The sequence below is a fragment of the Paenibacillus sp. FSL R5-0701 genome, assembly GCF_037973995.1.
Taxonomy (GTDB): Bacteria; Bacillota; Bacilli; order Paenibacillales; family Paenibacillaceae; genus Paenibacillus.
On record NZ_CP150230.1, the window covers coordinates 2,186,772 to 2,203,162 of the forward strand.

General features: G+C 46.6%; 17 protein-coding genes. 10 read left to right on the plus strand and 7 right to left on the minus strand.

Going from position 1 to position 16,391, the window contains the following annotated elements:
• Positions 1 to 99: 99 nt before the first annotated feature.
• The 6 genes from MKZ13_RS10220 to MKZ13_RS10245 all read left to right on the plus strand — a co-directional run bounded on the left by MKZ13_RS10220 (position 100) and on the right by MKZ13_RS10245 (position 4,088).
• On the plus strand, positions 100 to 477 hold the full coding sequence (locus tag MKZ13_RS10220) for a YtxH domain-containing protein (RefSeq protein ID WP_211081786.1): 378 nt from the start codon (positions 100 to 102) through the stop codon (positions 475 to 477).
• A 219-nt stretch (positions 478 to 696) separates the two neighbouring features.
• Positions 697 to 1,506 carry a glutamate racemase gene (racE, locus tag MKZ13_RS10225; RefSeq protein ID WP_313771487.1) on the plus strand — a complete coding sequence of 270 codons (810 nt, stop codon included), beginning with the start codon at positions 697 to 699 and terminating at the stop codon, positions 1,504 to 1,506.
• 235 nt (positions 1,507 to 1,741) lie between these two features.
• Positions 1,742 to 2,947, plus strand: a complete 1,206-nt coding sequence (locus MKZ13_RS10230; RefSeq protein WP_339185377.1) for a M14 family metallopeptidase — start codon at positions 1,742 to 1,744, stop codon at positions 2,945 to 2,947.
• Between the two features lie 195 nt (positions 2,948 to 3,142).
• Positions 3,143 to 3,400 carry a hypothetical protein gene (locus tag MKZ13_RS10235; RefSeq protein ID WP_017689423.1) on the plus strand — a complete coding sequence of 86 codons (258 nt, stop codon included), beginning with the start codon at positions 3,143 to 3,145 and terminating at the stop codon, positions 3,398 to 3,400.
• Positions 3,401 to 3,542: 142 nt separating this feature from the next.
• Positions 3,543 to 3,845: an iron-sulfur cluster assembly accessory protein gene (locus MKZ13_RS10240; RefSeq protein ID WP_339183749.1), complete on the plus strand. Its 303-nt coding sequence runs from the start codon at positions 3,543 to 3,545 to the stop codon at positions 3,843 to 3,845.
• A 21-nt stretch (positions 3,846 to 3,866) separates the two neighbouring features.
• Positions 3,867 to 4,088, plus strand: a complete 222-nt coding sequence (locus tag MKZ13_RS10245) for a DUF1450 domain-containing protein (RefSeq protein WP_017689421.1) — start codon at positions 3,867 to 3,869, stop codon at positions 4,086 to 4,088.
• 99 nt (positions 4,089 to 4,187) lie between these two features.
• Here MKZ13_RS10245 and MKZ13_RS10250 read toward each other — a convergent pair whose 3' ends face one another.
• Positions 4,188 to 4,586, minus strand: a complete 399-nt coding sequence (locus MKZ13_RS10250) for a hypothetical protein (RefSeq protein ID WP_339183752.1) — start codon at positions 4,584 to 4,586, stop codon at positions 4,188 to 4,190.
• Positions 4,587 to 4,736: 150 nt separating this feature from the next.
• On the opposite strand from MKZ13_RS10250, the gene MKZ13_RS10255 reads away from it, so the two are divergent.
• Both MKZ13_RS10255 and MKZ13_RS10260 read left to right on the plus strand, forming a co-directional pair.
• Complete coding sequence (locus tag MKZ13_RS10255) at positions 4,737 to 5,018, plus strand: hypothetical protein (RefSeq protein ID WP_076209046.1); 282 nt, start codon at positions 4,737 to 4,739, stop codon at positions 5,016 to 5,018.
• A gap of 174 nt (positions 5,019 to 5,192) precedes the next feature.
• Complete coding sequence (locus tag MKZ13_RS10260; protein ID WP_036670089.1) at positions 5,193 to 6,023, plus strand: aldo/keto reductase; 831 nt, start codon at positions 5,193 to 5,195, stop codon at positions 6,021 to 6,023.
• A gap of 354 nt (positions 6,024 to 6,377) precedes the next feature.
• On the opposite strand, the gene MKZ13_RS10265 is transcribed toward MKZ13_RS10260, so the two are convergent.
• From MKZ13_RS10265 to MKZ13_RS10280, 4 genes are all read right to left on the minus strand, one after another.
• A complete protein-coding gene (locus MKZ13_RS10265; protein WP_339183755.1) occupies positions 6,378 to 7,103 on the minus strand; it encodes a DsbA family oxidoreductase in 726 nt (241 codons plus the stop codon).
• An 85-nt stretch (positions 7,104 to 7,188) separates the two neighbouring features.
• Entirely contained in the window at positions 7,189 to 7,614 is a 426-nt protein-coding gene (locus MKZ13_RS10270) for a cytidine deaminase (RefSeq protein ID WP_339183757.1), read from the minus strand.
• A 75-nt stretch (positions 7,615 to 7,689) separates the two neighbouring features.
• The gene (locus tag MKZ13_RS10275; RefSeq protein ID WP_339183759.1) at positions 7,690 to 9,690 is read right to left on the minus strand and encodes an LTA synthase family protein; all 2,001 of its coding nucleotides are present in this window, start codon (positions 9,688 to 9,690) and stop codon (positions 7,690 to 7,692) included.
• 213 nt (positions 9,691 to 9,903) lie between these two features.
• On the minus strand, positions 9,904 to 11,058 hold the full coding sequence (locus MKZ13_RS10280; protein ID WP_074094429.1) for a class I SAM-dependent RNA methyltransferase: 1,155 nt from the start codon (positions 11,056 to 11,058) through the stop codon (positions 9,904 to 9,906).
• Between the two features lie 239 nt (positions 11,059 to 11,297).
• Here MKZ13_RS10280 and MKZ13_RS10285 point away from each other — a divergent pair, with 239 nt between their 5' ends.
• Positions 11,298 to 11,930, plus strand: a complete 633-nt coding sequence (locus MKZ13_RS10285; RefSeq protein WP_237176081.1) for an O-methyltransferase — start codon at positions 11,298 to 11,300, stop codon at positions 11,928 to 11,930.
• A 184-nt stretch (positions 11,931 to 12,114) separates the two neighbouring features.
• Here the strand turns inward: MKZ13_RS10285 and MKZ13_RS10290 are convergent, their stop codons facing one another.
• A complete protein-coding gene (locus MKZ13_RS10290) occupies positions 12,115 to 13,326 on the minus strand; it encodes an asparaginase (protein WP_100529287.1) in 1,212 nt (403 codons plus the stop codon).
• 486 nt (positions 13,327 to 13,812) lie between these two features.
• Between MKZ13_RS10290 and MKZ13_RS10295 the strand changes: the two genes are divergently transcribed.
• Positions 13,813 to 15,015 (plus strand): cytochrome P450, encoded by a 1,203-nt coding sequence (locus tag MKZ13_RS10295; RefSeq protein WP_237176079.1) that lies wholly within the window; start codon positions 13,813 to 13,815, stop codon positions 15,013 to 15,015.
• A gap of 106 nt (positions 15,016 to 15,121) precedes the next feature.
• Here MKZ13_RS10295 and MKZ13_RS10300 read toward each other — a convergent pair whose 3' ends face one another.
• Positions 15,122 to 16,333 (minus strand): MFS transporter, encoded by a 1,212-nt coding sequence (locus tag MKZ13_RS10300; protein WP_339183764.1) that lies wholly within the window; start codon positions 16,331 to 16,333, stop codon positions 15,122 to 15,124.
• Positions 16,334 to 16,391 lie beyond the last annotated feature (58 nt).

A 16,391-nucleotide genomic window follows, 5' to 3' on the forward strand; every position in this document is an offset into this window, starting at 1 on the left:
TATAATGCATCAACAGAGTAGGCATTCGCCCGGATGGCTGAGCGACAGACCGTTGCTTCTAGTCCGGTACTTAAACAATAGTAAAGGGAGAGATGTGACGTGAAGGATTCTAACAAAAGTTTGTTGTGGGGAGCTCTTATTGGCTCCGTGGTTGGTTCAGTAACAGCATTGTTGCTGGCACCGAAATCGGGACGTGAACTTCGTCAGGATATTACAGAAGGTGCTCGTCAGGTATCGGAGAAAGGTCAGGAACTGGCTGGTATCGTGGGAGAACAAAGTTCGCAGATCGTATCCAAAGTTAAAGAGACCGCAGATGTCGTGATTCAGGATATTCAATCCTGGCGCAATTGCGCTGAAGGGAAAGAAATTCGCATATCGGCAGCCATTGTTGATAACGATATCGATAAAACAGTGGATGAACCCGGAATTGACATCGTAGCGAAGCTTCCTTCGGATGAGTCCAAGGACGACAACTAAGCAAAGCTTGATAAGCAGGCTTTCCTCTATTTAGAGGAGAGCCTGCTTTGTTGCGTGTCCACACATAGATGACGTAGCCCGTGGATTTAATTTGAACCCTGCGATGAAATCGGGTAAGATGTAGGTACCTTTTTGCCGGAATGTTCATACGGTAGGAAGAAAGCTCTGAGAAACAATCGTTTTGAGAACCAATTCAATGAAGAAGGAAGCGGTGTGTTCGTGCAGCAAGCAATCGCTATATTAGACTCCGGTGTGGGGGGACTGACCGTCGCCAAGGAAGTGATGCGTCAGCTCCCGCGGGAAAAGATCATTTATTTTGGGGATACTGCCCGGACACCGTACGGACCCCGTTCGTCCGAACAAGTAAAACAATTTACGGAACAAATCGTTGATTTCTTGATCCAATTCGATCCGAAGGTTATCGTTATCGCCTGTAACACAGCAACAGCAGCCGCGTTGGAGTATATCCGTGGCAAGGTGAATATGCCTGTCATTGGTGTTATACATCCGGGTGCGCGGGCCGCAATCACAGCGACACGTACAGGACGTATTGGTGTGATTGGTACCACGGGTACCATAGGTAGTGGGGCTTATACATCAGCACTCAAGCAGTTGTCCCCCTATATTGATGTGGTCAGTCAGGCTTGTCCGGCGCTGGTGCCGTTGGTGGAACAAGGTGAATTTCGTTCCGAGCACACGACACATACGGTGGAACAATCATTGGGCGGGATTAAACAACAACCAATAGATTGTCTTATTCTGGGCTGTACGCATTATCCCTTTCTCATGGACACGATTCAGGAAGTTATGGGACAGGAAGTGAAGTTAATCAGTTCAGCAGATGAAACGGCACGTGAAATCAGTACGATTTTATATGATAAACGAAAGCTGGCCAGTGGGGATGAGACTCCGGTGCATCAATTTTTCTGCACGGGTGACCCGCGAATGTTCCAGAATATCACCCGTCGATGGTTGGGGGAGCAGATCTCCAAGACCCCTGTTGTCTGGCAAGTTACGCAATTATCATAGTTATATTCAAATTATGCATGAATAAGACTTTTAATTAATGTAATTTGGTTTGTGGACTATCCCGGAACTGTGAAGTTCCGGGATTTTTTGTCGTCATTATGCATTAACCGAAGATAAACATGATTCTTGTCACATGACGGACAACCTGACCTGCATACATATGTTACAGACACGAAATCGGTCAGAACTGGACAGGAGACCTGTCTTTTCCTGTGGAAAGGAGAACAACATGGATCTGCAGTGGATTATCGTTCAGCGGGGAGATACGTTGCCGCGAATTGCGTCAGCACACCATATGACCAAAGAGTTCCTTGCTGCACTGAACCCGGAGGTGGCTTCCCAGCCATACTTGCTGGCAGGTCAGATGCTGCGTATTGTCCCCGGGACAGGTCGCAGATACGCTGTACCGCCTGGAGAAAGTGTAGGAGAGATTGCAGGGAGATTTGGTCTGGACGAAGAGGTGTTGCGCCAGGCCAATCCCGAAATCACCAATGTAACTGACTGGGTTGGTCGCTGCATTCATATTCCGGCTTCGAATGGAAAAACTATCGTGAAGATTCAGGGAGAGTATGGTTATCGAGAATTAATCAGGGATATAGACAAGCTGGAGAATCAATACCCGTTTATCGAGACGGGGTCCATTGGAACAAGTGTTATGGGGAAGTTGCTGCCTTATTTGCGTATTGGGCAAGGGTCGAGACATATCCATGTTAACGCTTCGGTTCATGCTAATGAGTGGTTAACAACAGCAGTTCTGATGAAGTTTATCGAGGAATATGCCGAGGCGTATAGTGCGGATAGGACATGGCATCAATACCAGACAGAACGCTGGATGCAAGAGACGACACTCTGGGCCGTGCCGATGGTTAATCCGGACGGGGTCGAACTGGTTCAGGAAGGTGTGGTCAATCAGCATCCACATGCGCAGCAGTTGTTAGCCTGGAATGCCGGCAGATCACATTTCACCCATTGGAAGGCCAACATCAGAGGGGTGGATCTGAATGATCAATTTCCAGCCCATTGGGAGGAAGAAGCAGTGAGAAGAGGTGTGACCTCACCTGGCCCCAGGGATTATGCAGGGACAGCGCCATTGACAGAACCAGAGGCACAGGCGCTTGAGCAGTGGACTCAGCAACATACATTTGATGCGGTAGTATCCCTGCATAGTCAGGGACAGGAGATTTATTGGAACTATCGTGATCTTGAACCCAGGGAGAGTGGACCGCTGTCGCGTAGACTCGCCAAAGCTTCCGGCTACAAGGCGGTGAAGCTCGGTGGCAGTGATGCCGGATATAAGGACTGGTTTATTCAAGATTTCGGTAAACCGGGCTTCACGGTGGAAGTTGGATTGGGTGTTAATCCGCTTCCCGTAGAACAGTTTGATGATATCTGTATAGAAGTGGGAATGTTGCTGGCTGAACTGTTATCCAATGGACAATGAGGCAAGACCCTGAATTATGAAGGTGTGAAACTTAACAGTAGATCATTCGTATAACAGGAACGGACGCTATGAGCGACGTTCCGTTTTTATTATTTTTTATAATGACATTCTACGTCATTCGTTCTGAATGTTTTTGAACGGGTAATGATGGATGTGCCGTTTCGGCGACATATACAATTATACGGAGGGATTCAAATGAAGTGGAGAAGACTGCTGTCGTTCAAACGATGGACACAAGTTTTCAAAAGGCTCCCCCGGCTGCTCCGGGCTCCGCAGATTCCTTTGGGAGAAAAGTTGTTGTTTATTATTCCGGCGCTGTTATACTGGGTACTTCCTGACGTAATGCCGTTTATGCCCATCGATGATATCGGGGTCACTTTGATTCTGATGAACTGGTTTGTAAGCCGGGCAGAACGTAAATATCCTGTGCTTCAGGAGGGGGCACCTTCTTAGTTTGCGGCCGAATGGATCATTTTAACATTGAATTCGCATCAATATTATTGCGAAGAGCGGTAACTTTCTTTACAATAGATGCTGTAGTTTAAGAATGCTGAAATTGTTGAAACCTGCAATTACAATATAGGAGATGAAGAGAATGAACTGCAAAATTACGCGTAATGCTGCTAAAGTATTGAAGCTTGAATTGGACAAGCCGGAGAACGAAGGAAAAACCCTGCGCGTTGTCATCACACATGCACATGGTGACCATGCTCACTACGGGCTTGATCTCGACACACCAAAAGAAAATGATACAGTTGTATCTACCGATAAAGAGATTGATGTCATTCTCGCGAATGATCAGCCTTTGTTGAACGGTGTTAAAATTGACTACCTCTACTTCCCGGAAGAGGGATTTGTTATTACGAATCCGTCCCAAGGTAATCACGGCGACCACTAAGGGCGCGAAGAAGGGGAACTCATGGCTAACGATATCCGCGTATGCGAAAAGTGTAATCATGTCCGACTGAAATCGATTGTACCCAAGCTGCAAAAAATGGCTCCAGACACGGAGATCAAGATTGGGTGCAAATCCTATTGCGGTCCTTGCGCGAAACGTGCATTTGTCTTTATCAATGGTCGGTATATCAGTGCGCCGACAGAAGAAGAAGTACTCGCCAAAGTCGCAAAGTTCGTGAAGTAATAGGATAAAACAAGGTGAGAGAACGAAAAGTTCAAACATCCGCAAGGAGGGGCTACGTGCCTCTCCTTTTTTTCGTTTGGGTAGCAGTGAAAGGATGTGTTACTCCATAGCACCTTGGACCATTTCAGTAATTTGGAAGGTATCTTCTCGAATTTCAATGGCAATGACGGTAATATCCTTTTTCAGGAAATGTACATTTCCAAGTCGTTCTTCCTCCAATTCTACCCAGCCTGTATCCGCTAACTTCTGAAAATAATCCATTGGCGGGTATAGTCCTTGCTCACCCCCAATATGTTTCAGCTCGTACTTAACGCCTTTTTTAAGGTTGGGATCATCGGAATAAGCTATGTTTTCAATAAGCTTTGCATTGGTTGGAACCGGGATGTCTGGGTTCATGGATGACGCTGTATATCCTTCTATCTCGTATGTTGCAGGAGTGCAGCCTTGTACCCAAATGAGCAGGGGCAACATACAGAGTGTCAATAATATTTTCTTCAAATAAATTCCTCCTGATTTGGAATGATTACCTAATAAACGTAGCGAAATCAATTAAAGTTACGATGAAAACACAAAAGAAGAATAAGGAAGGCTTGTGTTATCCATCCTAAAGGGGTAACAGGAACATGATAATCCCAAGGAGGAATACTCATGCCGAAGCGTTATGATTCCAGTTTGCAAGCCGATACCACCGTATCTCAGGCGCAAAATGCGGTGAACAAGCTTCATTATGCTGTATCTCAGGCCATGTCTCATCCGACGGCACAGACCATTGTACAGGCGGAACGACGTCTGGCACACACGGAGCAGGCGATGCGACAAGCAGAGCTTTCACTCGGAGGGCAAGGTGTTGAGTTGGCAGAGGAAATGTTCATCGAGGAGAAGAGAAGATTGAATTCAATCCAGAGTCAGCACGGTCAAGGGAATTTATAACGTTCCTGTCACACCAGAACCCGCAGGGCAGCAATGCTTTGCGGGTTTTTCATCTCTTTTGCAATGACTCCTCTTCCATTGGTATTCTTCGACAGTGTGTCGAATGGTCGCTTAAAATTCTGTGAGAAGGTTAATAGAACAAGAGCAGGCAAAATTCCATACGGGAGGTACAGAATGACAAAACATATTACAGATTGTACAATTCTGAACAACGGAGTAACGATGCCATGGCTAGGATTTGGAACATATAAAGCAAAAGGTAAGGAAGTACAACAGGCGGTTGAGACCGCTTTGGAGGTTGGATATCGGAGTATTGATACGGCGTCCATCTATGGCAATGAAGAAGAAGTGGGACAAGCTATTGCAAGCAGTGGTGTTGCCCGTAACGAACTGTTTGTGACGACCAAGCTCTGGAACGAGGATCAGGGATTTGATTCAACGTTAAGAGCATTTGAAGCCAGTCAGAAGGCACTTGGACTAAATGTGATTGATCTTTATTTAATTCACTGGCCTGGCAGAGACCAGTATAAGGAGACGTGGAGAGCATTCGAACGTCTATATAGCGAAGGAAGCATCCGTGCGATTGGTGTGAGTAATTTTCAAGTTCACCATTTGCAAGATATCATAGATGAGGGCGGAACGGTGCCTGCGGTAAATCAGGTAGAGCTGCATCCCGGTCTGATCCAGCAGGAACTTCAGGATTTCTGCGGGGCGCAGGGAATTCAACTGGAGGCTTGGAGCCCGATCATGAAAGGCAAGCTGAACCAAGAGTCCACCCTCAAAGCGCTGGCCCAGAAATATGGGAAAACGCCAGCACAGATCATTCTGCGCTGGGATATTCAGAATCAGATTGTGACGATTCCGAAGTCGGTTACCCCGGAGCGTATTCGTGAGAATGCGGACATCTTTGACTTTGAATTGACACCGGATGAGTTGAGACAGATTGATGCACTGGATTCGGATAAGCGGACGGGTCCACATCCGGATCAACTGTTCTGGGATTAAGTGGGTAGACGCTAGTTGAATATAAGTGTTTGATGAACTACTTGCGTTTGTTCCGGTTACGGATCGTTCTTCGTGGGTTTAAGATGTAAGTATAATCGGTCACGCTAAGACACTGCGTGTGCAGAACAATCTTTCGATCGCCGTTATCCCCAGATTTTTTTGAAATTTCTATCAAGGGAGAAATCCGGTGATAAATGCGAGCGCTCCGCTTCTCCAGCTTTTTTCTGCCCACTCCGTTATCGTGAATATTATAAATCCATCTTTAGATTGGGTGGGTAATTAAAAAGGATATAAAAAAAGCAGCAGGATCGGGAAATATCCCCTGATCCTGCTGCTTTGTGTGTGTGAATTGGCTTAATTTTTTTTCGGGACTTCGCATCCGTCATCTGTGCAGATGCCACTGCCGTCTGTTTCTGTTGTGTTGGATTCAACCATGGTGAAAGGGGAACGCTCGTCCCATGCTTTTTGAATGGCATCCAGGAACACCTCGTCAGGCTGAGCACCTGATACGGCGAACTTGCGGTCGAATACAAAGAACGGTACACCGCGGATGCCGAGTTGCTCGCCTTCCGCTTGGTCAGCTCGGACATTGTCGGTGAATTGATCACTGGACAGCACTGCCTTAGCTGCATCTCGATCCAAGCCGACTTCCTCTGCTAACTGAGCCAACACTTCAGGGTCGCCGGAGTGTTTACCTTCAATAAACACAGCTTGGAATATCCGTTCACTCAGTTCGAGCGCTTTGCCTTGTGTATCTGCCCAGTGTGTCAGGCGGTGAGCTGAGAAGGAGTTCGTAGGGATCATGGCGTCGATATTGTATTCCAGTCCTGCCGTGCGAGCATTGGCATTCATCTGGGCATTCATACCTTTGGCCTGTTCCACGCTCATATTATATTTGGCAGCCAGATATTCCGAATTGGTTTTGCCTGGGTTCAATGCAGCGTTTGGATCAAGCTCGAAGCTTTTGAATTGCAGCTTCACTTCATCACGGTGTGGGAACTGTTCCAGTACATTCTCCAGGCGGCGTTTGCCGATATAACAGAAAGGGCACAGAAAATCAGACCATATCTCAATATTCATTTTATTAAAACCTCCATCATCCTTTTAGTTGAAACTAATATGGTTACAATTATAAAGCCACTTTCTATAATTCGCAAGGAGATTACTATTTATCCCGATATGCCTTGGACCAATGGTAAGGTTGAATCTCATCCAGTCTCTTGAAGACCAGTTGACCAGAAGGATCGTATACGGCAGCTTTGACTTCTTCGCCCCAGTAAAATAATCGTTCCTGGCATACACCGCAAGGTGTAAGGACCTTAAATTCTGAATGCTCGTCATCACGAGCGATACAGAGGGAGTGGGTGACACGTTCGTTCAATTTGTGGGCTTCCAGATAAGCTCCTGTTTCCATGCACAGATGCGTGGCATCGTTGATGACCTCTGGAGCTACGCTAATCAGCAGGGAACCGGCTTCGGTATGGACGGCACCCGCACCGCCCCATCCCTGAGGATAACGTTGCTTCACGAAGTTTGCGGCTGCATCGAACAATTGCTGTTCAATATTGATTGGTTCAGTGTGTGATGTCATGTAATGTAAGTTCCCCTTTTTAAATCCAATTCAATTCATTTCGTGTATTTGTTTAGCTTGTCATTACGATATTGCTCATTGCGATGTTGCTGCTCCACTGTCTTCCTCTTGAAAGCGCTGAATCAAATCATAGGTAATGACCGTGTCCGAGACATGCAATCGCTTAGTTGCTTCATCATGAGCGGGACGGCAAGCATTGATATCCGTTTTGTCACGTGTGGACAAGTCATAACAAGCGCCATTCTCGTAGATATAATCATCCGATGGAATGTAGAATACAGAACCATCCGAGAATGCGCCATTACGCAGCACAACCGTACGTTCAGACCCGTCATATACGTCGTTACCCATATGATAATAGGAAAGGTCGGACACGCCGAGCAGATGCAGCACGGATGGTGTGATGTCCAGTTGTCCCGAAGGTTCGTCGATGGTTCCGGGAGCTGCTCCGTCCGGTAAATGCACGAGCAGAGGAACCTCGTTCATGATCTGTGCCATATCGAGTTCGTTCAATGAACGTCCCAGAAATTGCTCGTATTGTGATTGTTCCTTAATCGAGTTGTCGTGATCCCCGTAGAACATGAAGATGGTATTTTCCCATAATCCCCGATTTTTCAGATCCTCCACCATCTTGCCGAGCGCCGAATCCACGTAATGAACGGACTGCAGATAGTTACCAAACATGGTTCCCTGGAACTCGCCTACATCCAGTTGCTGCTTCTCTTTTGGCAAGGCATACGGATGGTGGCTGGTAAGAGTGATTAGGAAGGAATAGAACGGTTCGGTCACCTCACTACTCATTTTCTCAACGGATTGCCGGAAAAAGGATTCATCAGACAGGGACCAGCCAAGCGGGTCATCCTGTGCAAAATCATTTTTACTATAAAACTTGTCGTACTTCATGTTCTGATACATCGTATACCGATTCCAGAAGCCACTCTCATAAGCGTGAAATACATTGGTGCTATACCCGTTATCCTTCAGGATGGAAGGAAGGGAATCATACGTATGGTCTGCATATCGTACAAAGGCTGATCCAACCGGAAGTGGATGTAGGGAAATGTTTGCGCCAAAATCGGCATCTGACGTTCTACCCTGACCGGTCTGGTGATAAAAGTGACTATAATACTGGCTTTCCTTCATCAGTTCATTAAAATGGGGCGTGATCTCCTGACCGCCAATGCTCTGACCAATCATGAAGTTCATAAAAGCCTCACCCTGGACAATGATCACATTGCTGTCTTTATATTTGCCAAACAAGGCATCATTCTGCGGGGCAGTTCCTTGCCTTTCAGCGAAGAATGCCTTTGCTTGCTCAACATCAGCGGGATCAGCCTGCGGCCCGGAGCCGATGTGGTCTTTGGCATAGTTGTACAGATCATAACTGTGAAAAGCGAGTAGTCCGGTCACGTTGTACATGGATACATTCCACCAGTTGTTATCGAACAGGCCTTTGGCCCATGTTTTGCTGTAGAAATAAATCGGGCCGACGGCGAGGCCAAGTCCCAGCACAAGGGCAATGCTGCCAGCCGTGAGACGGCGGCGCAACCGTATCTTGCCATCGTTATACGAATAACTCCCGTAACTCGTAACAGATGTACTGGAGTACTTCGAACGGTAACGTCTGCTGAACAGTACGATAGCTGCGAACGGGATGACGACAAGCCAGTCGGCAAAGAACCAGAGATCACTTGTGTAGATCAATGTAGCGATGCTGTCACCCAATGCGTCAACTTGTCTCGCCTGCAACAATACCGGGATGGTCAAGAAATCCTGGAAATAGCGATAATACACCATATCGGCATAGATTAGTCCGGTAAGCAGCAGGTTAAGCACGGCGAGAGACGCGATCATGCCTCTACGTGGCAGCAACCAGGCCCAGAAGGACAAGAGTAGTAAAGATCCAATGGCAATCACCTTATCCAGCAGTCCCATCGTAATGTTATAAGCGTGAAGATTGTGATGGAGCCACATGAGTTTGAGCAGCATGAGCACAAGAAAAATAAGATATAACGTTAATGGATGATTTAGAAGCCCGCGTGGCATGGAGCTGCGCGTAGGCCGAGTGACAACCATATGTATGTCCCCCTTGCTTTTGTTGTTTTGTTATCGGAATGTAAAATAGGGCTCCATCCATTATAGCGTGGCCTCATGTGTTTTCAACTATGCCTCAGAAGAATTGATTTCTGCTGAGGCGAAGAGCGAAGTTGATGAATTCATATGATCGGAAAAGCGCACAAAAAAAGCGCCCCGCCCATGGATGGCAGGAGCACTTTAGATTTGAAACAATTACGAAGATTGTGGTGCTTTATTTCGTGGAGGCAGTGGGCCCAAATACTGATAGTACTGGGTTTCAATTCGTCCGTTGAACAACTTGCGACGTTTGTCTGCCTTATGACCGAAATACTCCTCGAAAGCTTTGGTCGATGTGATTGCAAAAAAGGACCATGTTGGCATGTCGAGGTAACTGCGCCCTAATGAGCGAAGCAACTTCTGAACTTCTTTTTCTTCACTCAAACGTTCGCCATATGGGGGATTGGTGATGATGACACCATATTCACCCTGTGGTCTTGCGCGATGAGCGGGCAGGACGCTGACTTCAATATCTTTGGCGAACCCAGCACTTTTGATCGCTGCCATAGCAACTTCAATCGCTTCAGGATCAATATCGCTACCTGAAATCTGTAACGGGACATCGTCACGAACAGCATCGAATGCTTCTTCGCGTGCTTGTTCCCATAATTCTTCAGGAATCACAGCCCAATCCTCAGAGTTGAAGGTCCGACGAAGTCCTGGTGCAATGTTCCAGCCGATCATGGCGGCTTCGATCAGCATTGTACCTGATCCACAGCACGGGTCATAGAATGGGCGGGATACATTCCAGCGGCTGAGCTGAATAAGAGCTGCAGCAAGTGTTTCTTTCAGTGGCGCTTCGGTGACGAGTTTACGATAACCCCGTTTATGCAGACCTGGTCCCGTTGTATCTAAAGTAAGCAGGGCGCGATCGTTCAGCAGAATGACCTCAATCACATAACGAGACCCATCCTCTGGGAACCACTCTGTGTCATAAGTCAGCTTCAGTTTCTCTACGATTGCTTTTTTCACGATCCCTTGTGATGCAGGCACACTGCTTAACTGGGATTTTTGAGAACGACCCTCTACAGGGAATTCGCCGTCGGCTGGAATCCACTCTTCCCAAGGCAGTGCTTTGGTGCCTTCAAACAATTCGTCGAATGTTGTGGCAGGGAATTCACCCATTTTCACCAATACACGATCCGAACTTCTCAGCCACAGATTACAACGGCATATATCAATATAATCTCCTGTAAAGAAAACCCGTCCATTGTCGATCGTAACATCTTCATACCCCAGTTGTTTCAGTTCCCGGGCAACAACAGCCTCGAGTCCCATCGCCGAGGTTGCAATCAATTGCAATTGAGCCATGTGATTCATTTCAACTCCATTTCAAGCTGGAGAAGGGAAATCCTTCTCTCTGCTGTATAGTGACGGTGCGGCCTTGCCGCTTTCCGTGAAAAAACTTACAATGAGAAATGCGGTGAACGTAGGCACTCCTTTTTCGAAGTGGTGCACCTGTCAACCGCCTGTGTTGATAACAAACATTTATTATAGAACATTGGCATCCATATGGAAAGCAGTCCAAGTGTCCAAGGAGGATTTTAGTGGTGAATCTGACCCCTGATGAATATGTAAATCAATTATTTCAAGAGGATGATCTTTTGCTGAAAGTGAAAGAGGCCATCCGTTCGAACGGTATGCCGGAAGTATCCGTTGCGGCGGCGTATGGACGATTACTCACGTTTCTAGCGAAGACATCCAAAGCAGAAGCTGCGCTCGAAATCGGCGTGCTGGGCGGTTACAGTGGGATCTGCATTGCGCGCGGTTTGCGTGAGAATGGAACCCTGACTTCGCTGGAACTGAAAGAGGGATATGCGGCAATGGCGCGTGGTCATATGGAAGAAGGCGGATTTGGCGAAAAGGTCGAGTATCGGATTGGCCCGGCGGCAGACAGCCTGGAGCAATTGGAGCAGGAAGGACGCACATTTGATTTCTTCTTTATTGACGCAGATAAGGAGAATTATCCGGTATATCTCGATTATGCCATTAAGCTGGCCCGGCCAGGTGCTGTCATTGTAGGTGATAATTGTTTCCTGCGTGGTCGTACGCTGAATCCGGACAAGCAGGGCCCGGCCGTGCTTGCGGTTCGCCGTTTCAATGAACAGATGGCAAGTGACCCGCGCCTGGTGACGACCATGTTGCCCGATTACGATGGGCTGGTACTTGCCTGGGTGAAGTAACAGTGGAAATTTCCTAAAGATAATACTCCGATGGAACACGATCTCACGCGTTTATGTTTGTGAGGGGGATCGTGTTTCTGTTTGGCGTTTTCTGAAAAACACAAAGAAAGAGACGACACACCTTGAATGAAAGGGTGGTGTCATCTCTTATTTTTGTCCAAATTTATAAAGGATAAGTGCTTTCTTATACTTCAGGTGTTCCGTACGTTTCAAACCATTTTTTGATGGTGTCAAAATCATCACTGAAGGACAAACCCAGCATCAATAATACACGAGCTTGTTGTGGACTCAGGTTGTCGCCTGCAATGATACCTTTGCCACCGCCATACACACTTCCTGAACCCGTCCGAGTGGTGGTCACAAAGATGACACCTTCTTCAATGGCTTTGGTACGAGCTTGTCCCATAGCTCTGGATATACCGCCAGCTCCGGTACCGGAAGTTACGATTCCTTTGGCACCGCTGCTCACGAATCCTTCAATGGCTCCGCCGCCAGCTTCTTGATATGAGATCGCAATTTCTACTTTGGCCAGATCTGCCTTAGTGATTTTACTTAGATCAAATACGGGCTTTGCTGTGCCTTCTGGTTTCAAGGCACGTGCAGGAGCACGGTAGATTCGAATGTTCTCTTCATCTATATATCCTACAGCGCCGAGCATCGGCGTTTCAAACGTATCTGTCCGATAATCATTGGTCTTGGTTACACCGCGAGCAAGCTGGATTGTGTCATTCAACATGAGTACTGTGCCGAATGAAGTGGTACGACCACTGCCTGCAAGTTTGATGGCGTTGTACAGATTGGCTTGAGCGTCAGAACCGATGACGGTCCATGGACGCATGGAGCCTGTAATTACGACAGGTTTGTCACTCTGAACCGTCATATCGAGGAAATAAGCGATTTCTTCCATAGTATCTGTACCCGTGGTAACGACAACACTGTCATACATTGCCAGAGCTTTGTCTACCGTCTGCGACAAGTCATAGAGGTCGGTCATGCTATAGGAACCTGAACCTGAGTTTCCGAATTGGAGTGTGCTAACATCAGCAATCTTCTGTTTATCCGGTAAGGCGTCTACCATCTCTCCAATCGGAAGTGTACCTGCCTTGTAATTTTGGAAGCTGGTAGCATCCTCAGATTGACCTGCAATCGTTCCGCCAGTTCCGATCACCAATACATTAGGGAGTGCAGATTGCTTGGAAGAGTCTGGTATTGCAGGGATGGAAGTATTGCGAGCCGGAGTAGTGGTTGCTGTCTGAACAGCACCTGTTGTACCTTTCACCTCTACCGTAGCTGCGTGCGCGGCGTAGGTTCCAATGGGGGACAACGAGATAGTTAATGCTGTTAAAGCTGCGGTACTCCATACGGCCCAGGGACGAAGATTGGATGTTTTACTCATGAATAGCACTCTCCTTCAAGTAAGTGTGATGTTAAGTTTGTTAAGAAGAATATGTATACCATTTCAAATCGATTGTATTTCATGTTAAGTAATATGACAAACTTAGATAATGGTAGAGTAATCGATTACATTCGTAGATAATGAGAGTAAAATGATTATTTATGAGGAATTACGAAAGAATATTCATTCTGCTAGAGATATATAAGAGCTGGCTTTAGAAGTTTTGAAGAGAGAAATGTCTTTTTAATGTTAGTTAATATTACATAGCGAGTCTTTTGTCCTGATAAAATGAAGCATTTTAATAAAAGAATGTCGAATTGGGACTCATATCAGAAGTAGGTAACAGAATAAGTGGATGATAGTAACACATATTAGGTAATGGGGATCAATTACGGTCTAAAGAGTGGTTTCGTTATAGAGTTATGTTTATAATAGGGGTGATCAACATATGTAAATAAATATATAATAATGATTGGAGGAGAAACGATGAAACAGGCACCGAGAAAGTATGCAAATTACATTCCGATTCGGGAACTGGAGACTTTGGAAGAGAGGTTATCTCCCTTCAAGGTGTATGCAGAACTTCGTGATAACACTCCAGTCCGATATGATGAGCATCGAGAATGTTGGGATGTTTTTGGTTATGAAGATGTGAAGTATGTTCTGAAAAATCCGAAACTATTCTCTTCTGCACGTGATCGTGCCAATACGAGCATGTTGACGACAGACCCTCCCAAACACAAACAGCTGCGTGATCTGGTGAATCAGGCGTTTACACCCAAGGCAATTGAAGCATTGGCTCCGCGTATTCAGGAAATCACAGATGAGTTAATTGCTCCACACCTGTCAGAAGGACATATGGAACTTATTGATGACCTTGCAACACCATTGCCCGTCATTGTCATTGCGGAATTGATCGGAGTCCCTGCGGCGGATCGTCAAAAGTTCAAAGACTGGTCTGATGTGTTGGTGAAAGGCGCGCGTGACGATAGTGAGCAGGCCTTCCAGGAGTTATTGGAGGAGAAAAAAAGAAATATGCAGGAGTTGCATATCTATTTCACTGGCATTATGGAAGAACGTCGGTTGCAGCCAAAGGATGATCTGATCTCATTACTGCTTGCTGCGGAGATTGATGGTCAGCAATTGACTTCAGATGAAGTGGTAGGCTTCTGTATTCTCTTACTTGCTGCCGGTAATGAAACAACAACCAACCTGATTACCAATGCGGTTCGTATTCTGTCTGAACAACCCGAGCTACAACAGGAGTTGCGCGAACATCCTGAGCGGATTACTTCTGCGATTGAAGAGACGCTGAGATATTATCCGCCAATTGTCGCGATTGGGCGGGTCGCCAAGGAAACTGTAGAGTTGAATGGCCAGATGATTCAAGCTGGGGAGCAGGTGATTTCCTGGGTTGGAGCAGCCAATCGGGACAGTGCCCAATTTGAAAACCCGGAAGATTTTATATCTGATCGCAAGCCGAACAGACATATGGGATTTGGATTTGGCATTCATTTTTGTTTGGGTGCACCACTCGCTCGATTGGAGGCAAGGGTAGTCCTTCATACATTGCTTCAGCACATGGGAAACATTCAGCTTGTGCCGGGAACGGCTCTGCAACCGATACAAAGTGCTTTTGTATTTGGTGTGAAACATTATCCGATACAATTCAATCTAATAAATAAATGATGAATGGCGCATGAATGACAAAAGCCGCTCTCAGGCCAATTAGGCGCTGGAAGCGGCTTTTTCAAATGAAAAAGTAAGATGTACTCATTAAGAAATGGATAGGGAATCAGGATTCCCGAATAGAAGCAGGTTTGTTATACAATTTGAATCTGACCCAAACCATATTGAGCAGTAGCAGTCCACCAGAAACGATAAAGAGACCTTCTATTCCGATGAATCCTGCCATAAAGCCTCCGATGACGGCCCCAAGCATGTTGCCCAACGCCAAAGTGCTCGTATTAAAACTGAATGCACGGCTAATCATGCTATCTGATGTGTAGGAACGGATCAAGGCGTTAACGCTTGGAAGCAGGCCACCCATGAACACACCCATCATGAAACGAACAAGAATGAGCTGCCACACGGTCTGAACAAATGCCTGCGGAATAAGCATGAGTCCTGTTCCTATGAGAGAGAACGTCAGCACCTTGTGAGGACCAATCCGGTCACTCAGCTTCCCGAGAATCGGAGACATCGCCATATTGGATAGTCCCGTAACTGCACCGACAAGTCCTGCCCAGAAGGCCACATTTACATCCGAAGCATGCAATTTTTGTACATACAGCGGCAAGAGTGACATGGGGCTTATCATCGCAAATTGCAACAGGAACGTCACAGCAAACAGTGCGGGCAGTTGAGGTGATTTGTTCAACTCCTTCAGACCGGACAATACGGATTGTGCCGGCAGTTTGGCTGCTTCTTTGCGGTCGAATTTCTCTCTCACCAGGAACATGGCGAGCATGGAAGCGACGAAGATCAGTCCGCCTGTAATGTAGAAAATGGGACGGAAGCCTACCGCATCAGCTAGCAATCCACCAATGAGCGGACCCAGGATCGTGCCGGCAACCTGCCCGGACTGACTGATTCCCATGGCGAAACCCATTCGGTCCTTCGGAGTGGTACCCGATATCAGCGCAACAGCTGCAGGATTGAAACCGGAAATTGTACCGTTAAGCAAACGCAATAAGAGAAGCTGCCAGGGATTCTGTGCCAGACCCATAAGGGCGATCACGATGGCCATTCCGAATCCCGAGCGCAGCAGCATAACTTTGCGGCCATACTTGTCCGATAACTTGCCCCAGAGCGGTTGGAACAAAAATGAGGTCAGGAAATTGGCTGCAAATATAAATCCGGCCCAAATGCCAATTTCATGTTCGCCAACAACGCCAAGATCTCTTGCGAGATACAGGGACAAAAATGGGGTAATCATGGTCATGCCCGAATTGACCAAAAATTGTCCGAACCAAAGCACAATGAGGTTTACTTTCCATGTTTTCAAAGTGCTTTCACTTCCTTTCAAAGATATTTCTGTAATTCTCAAAAAAACACCATTCTTT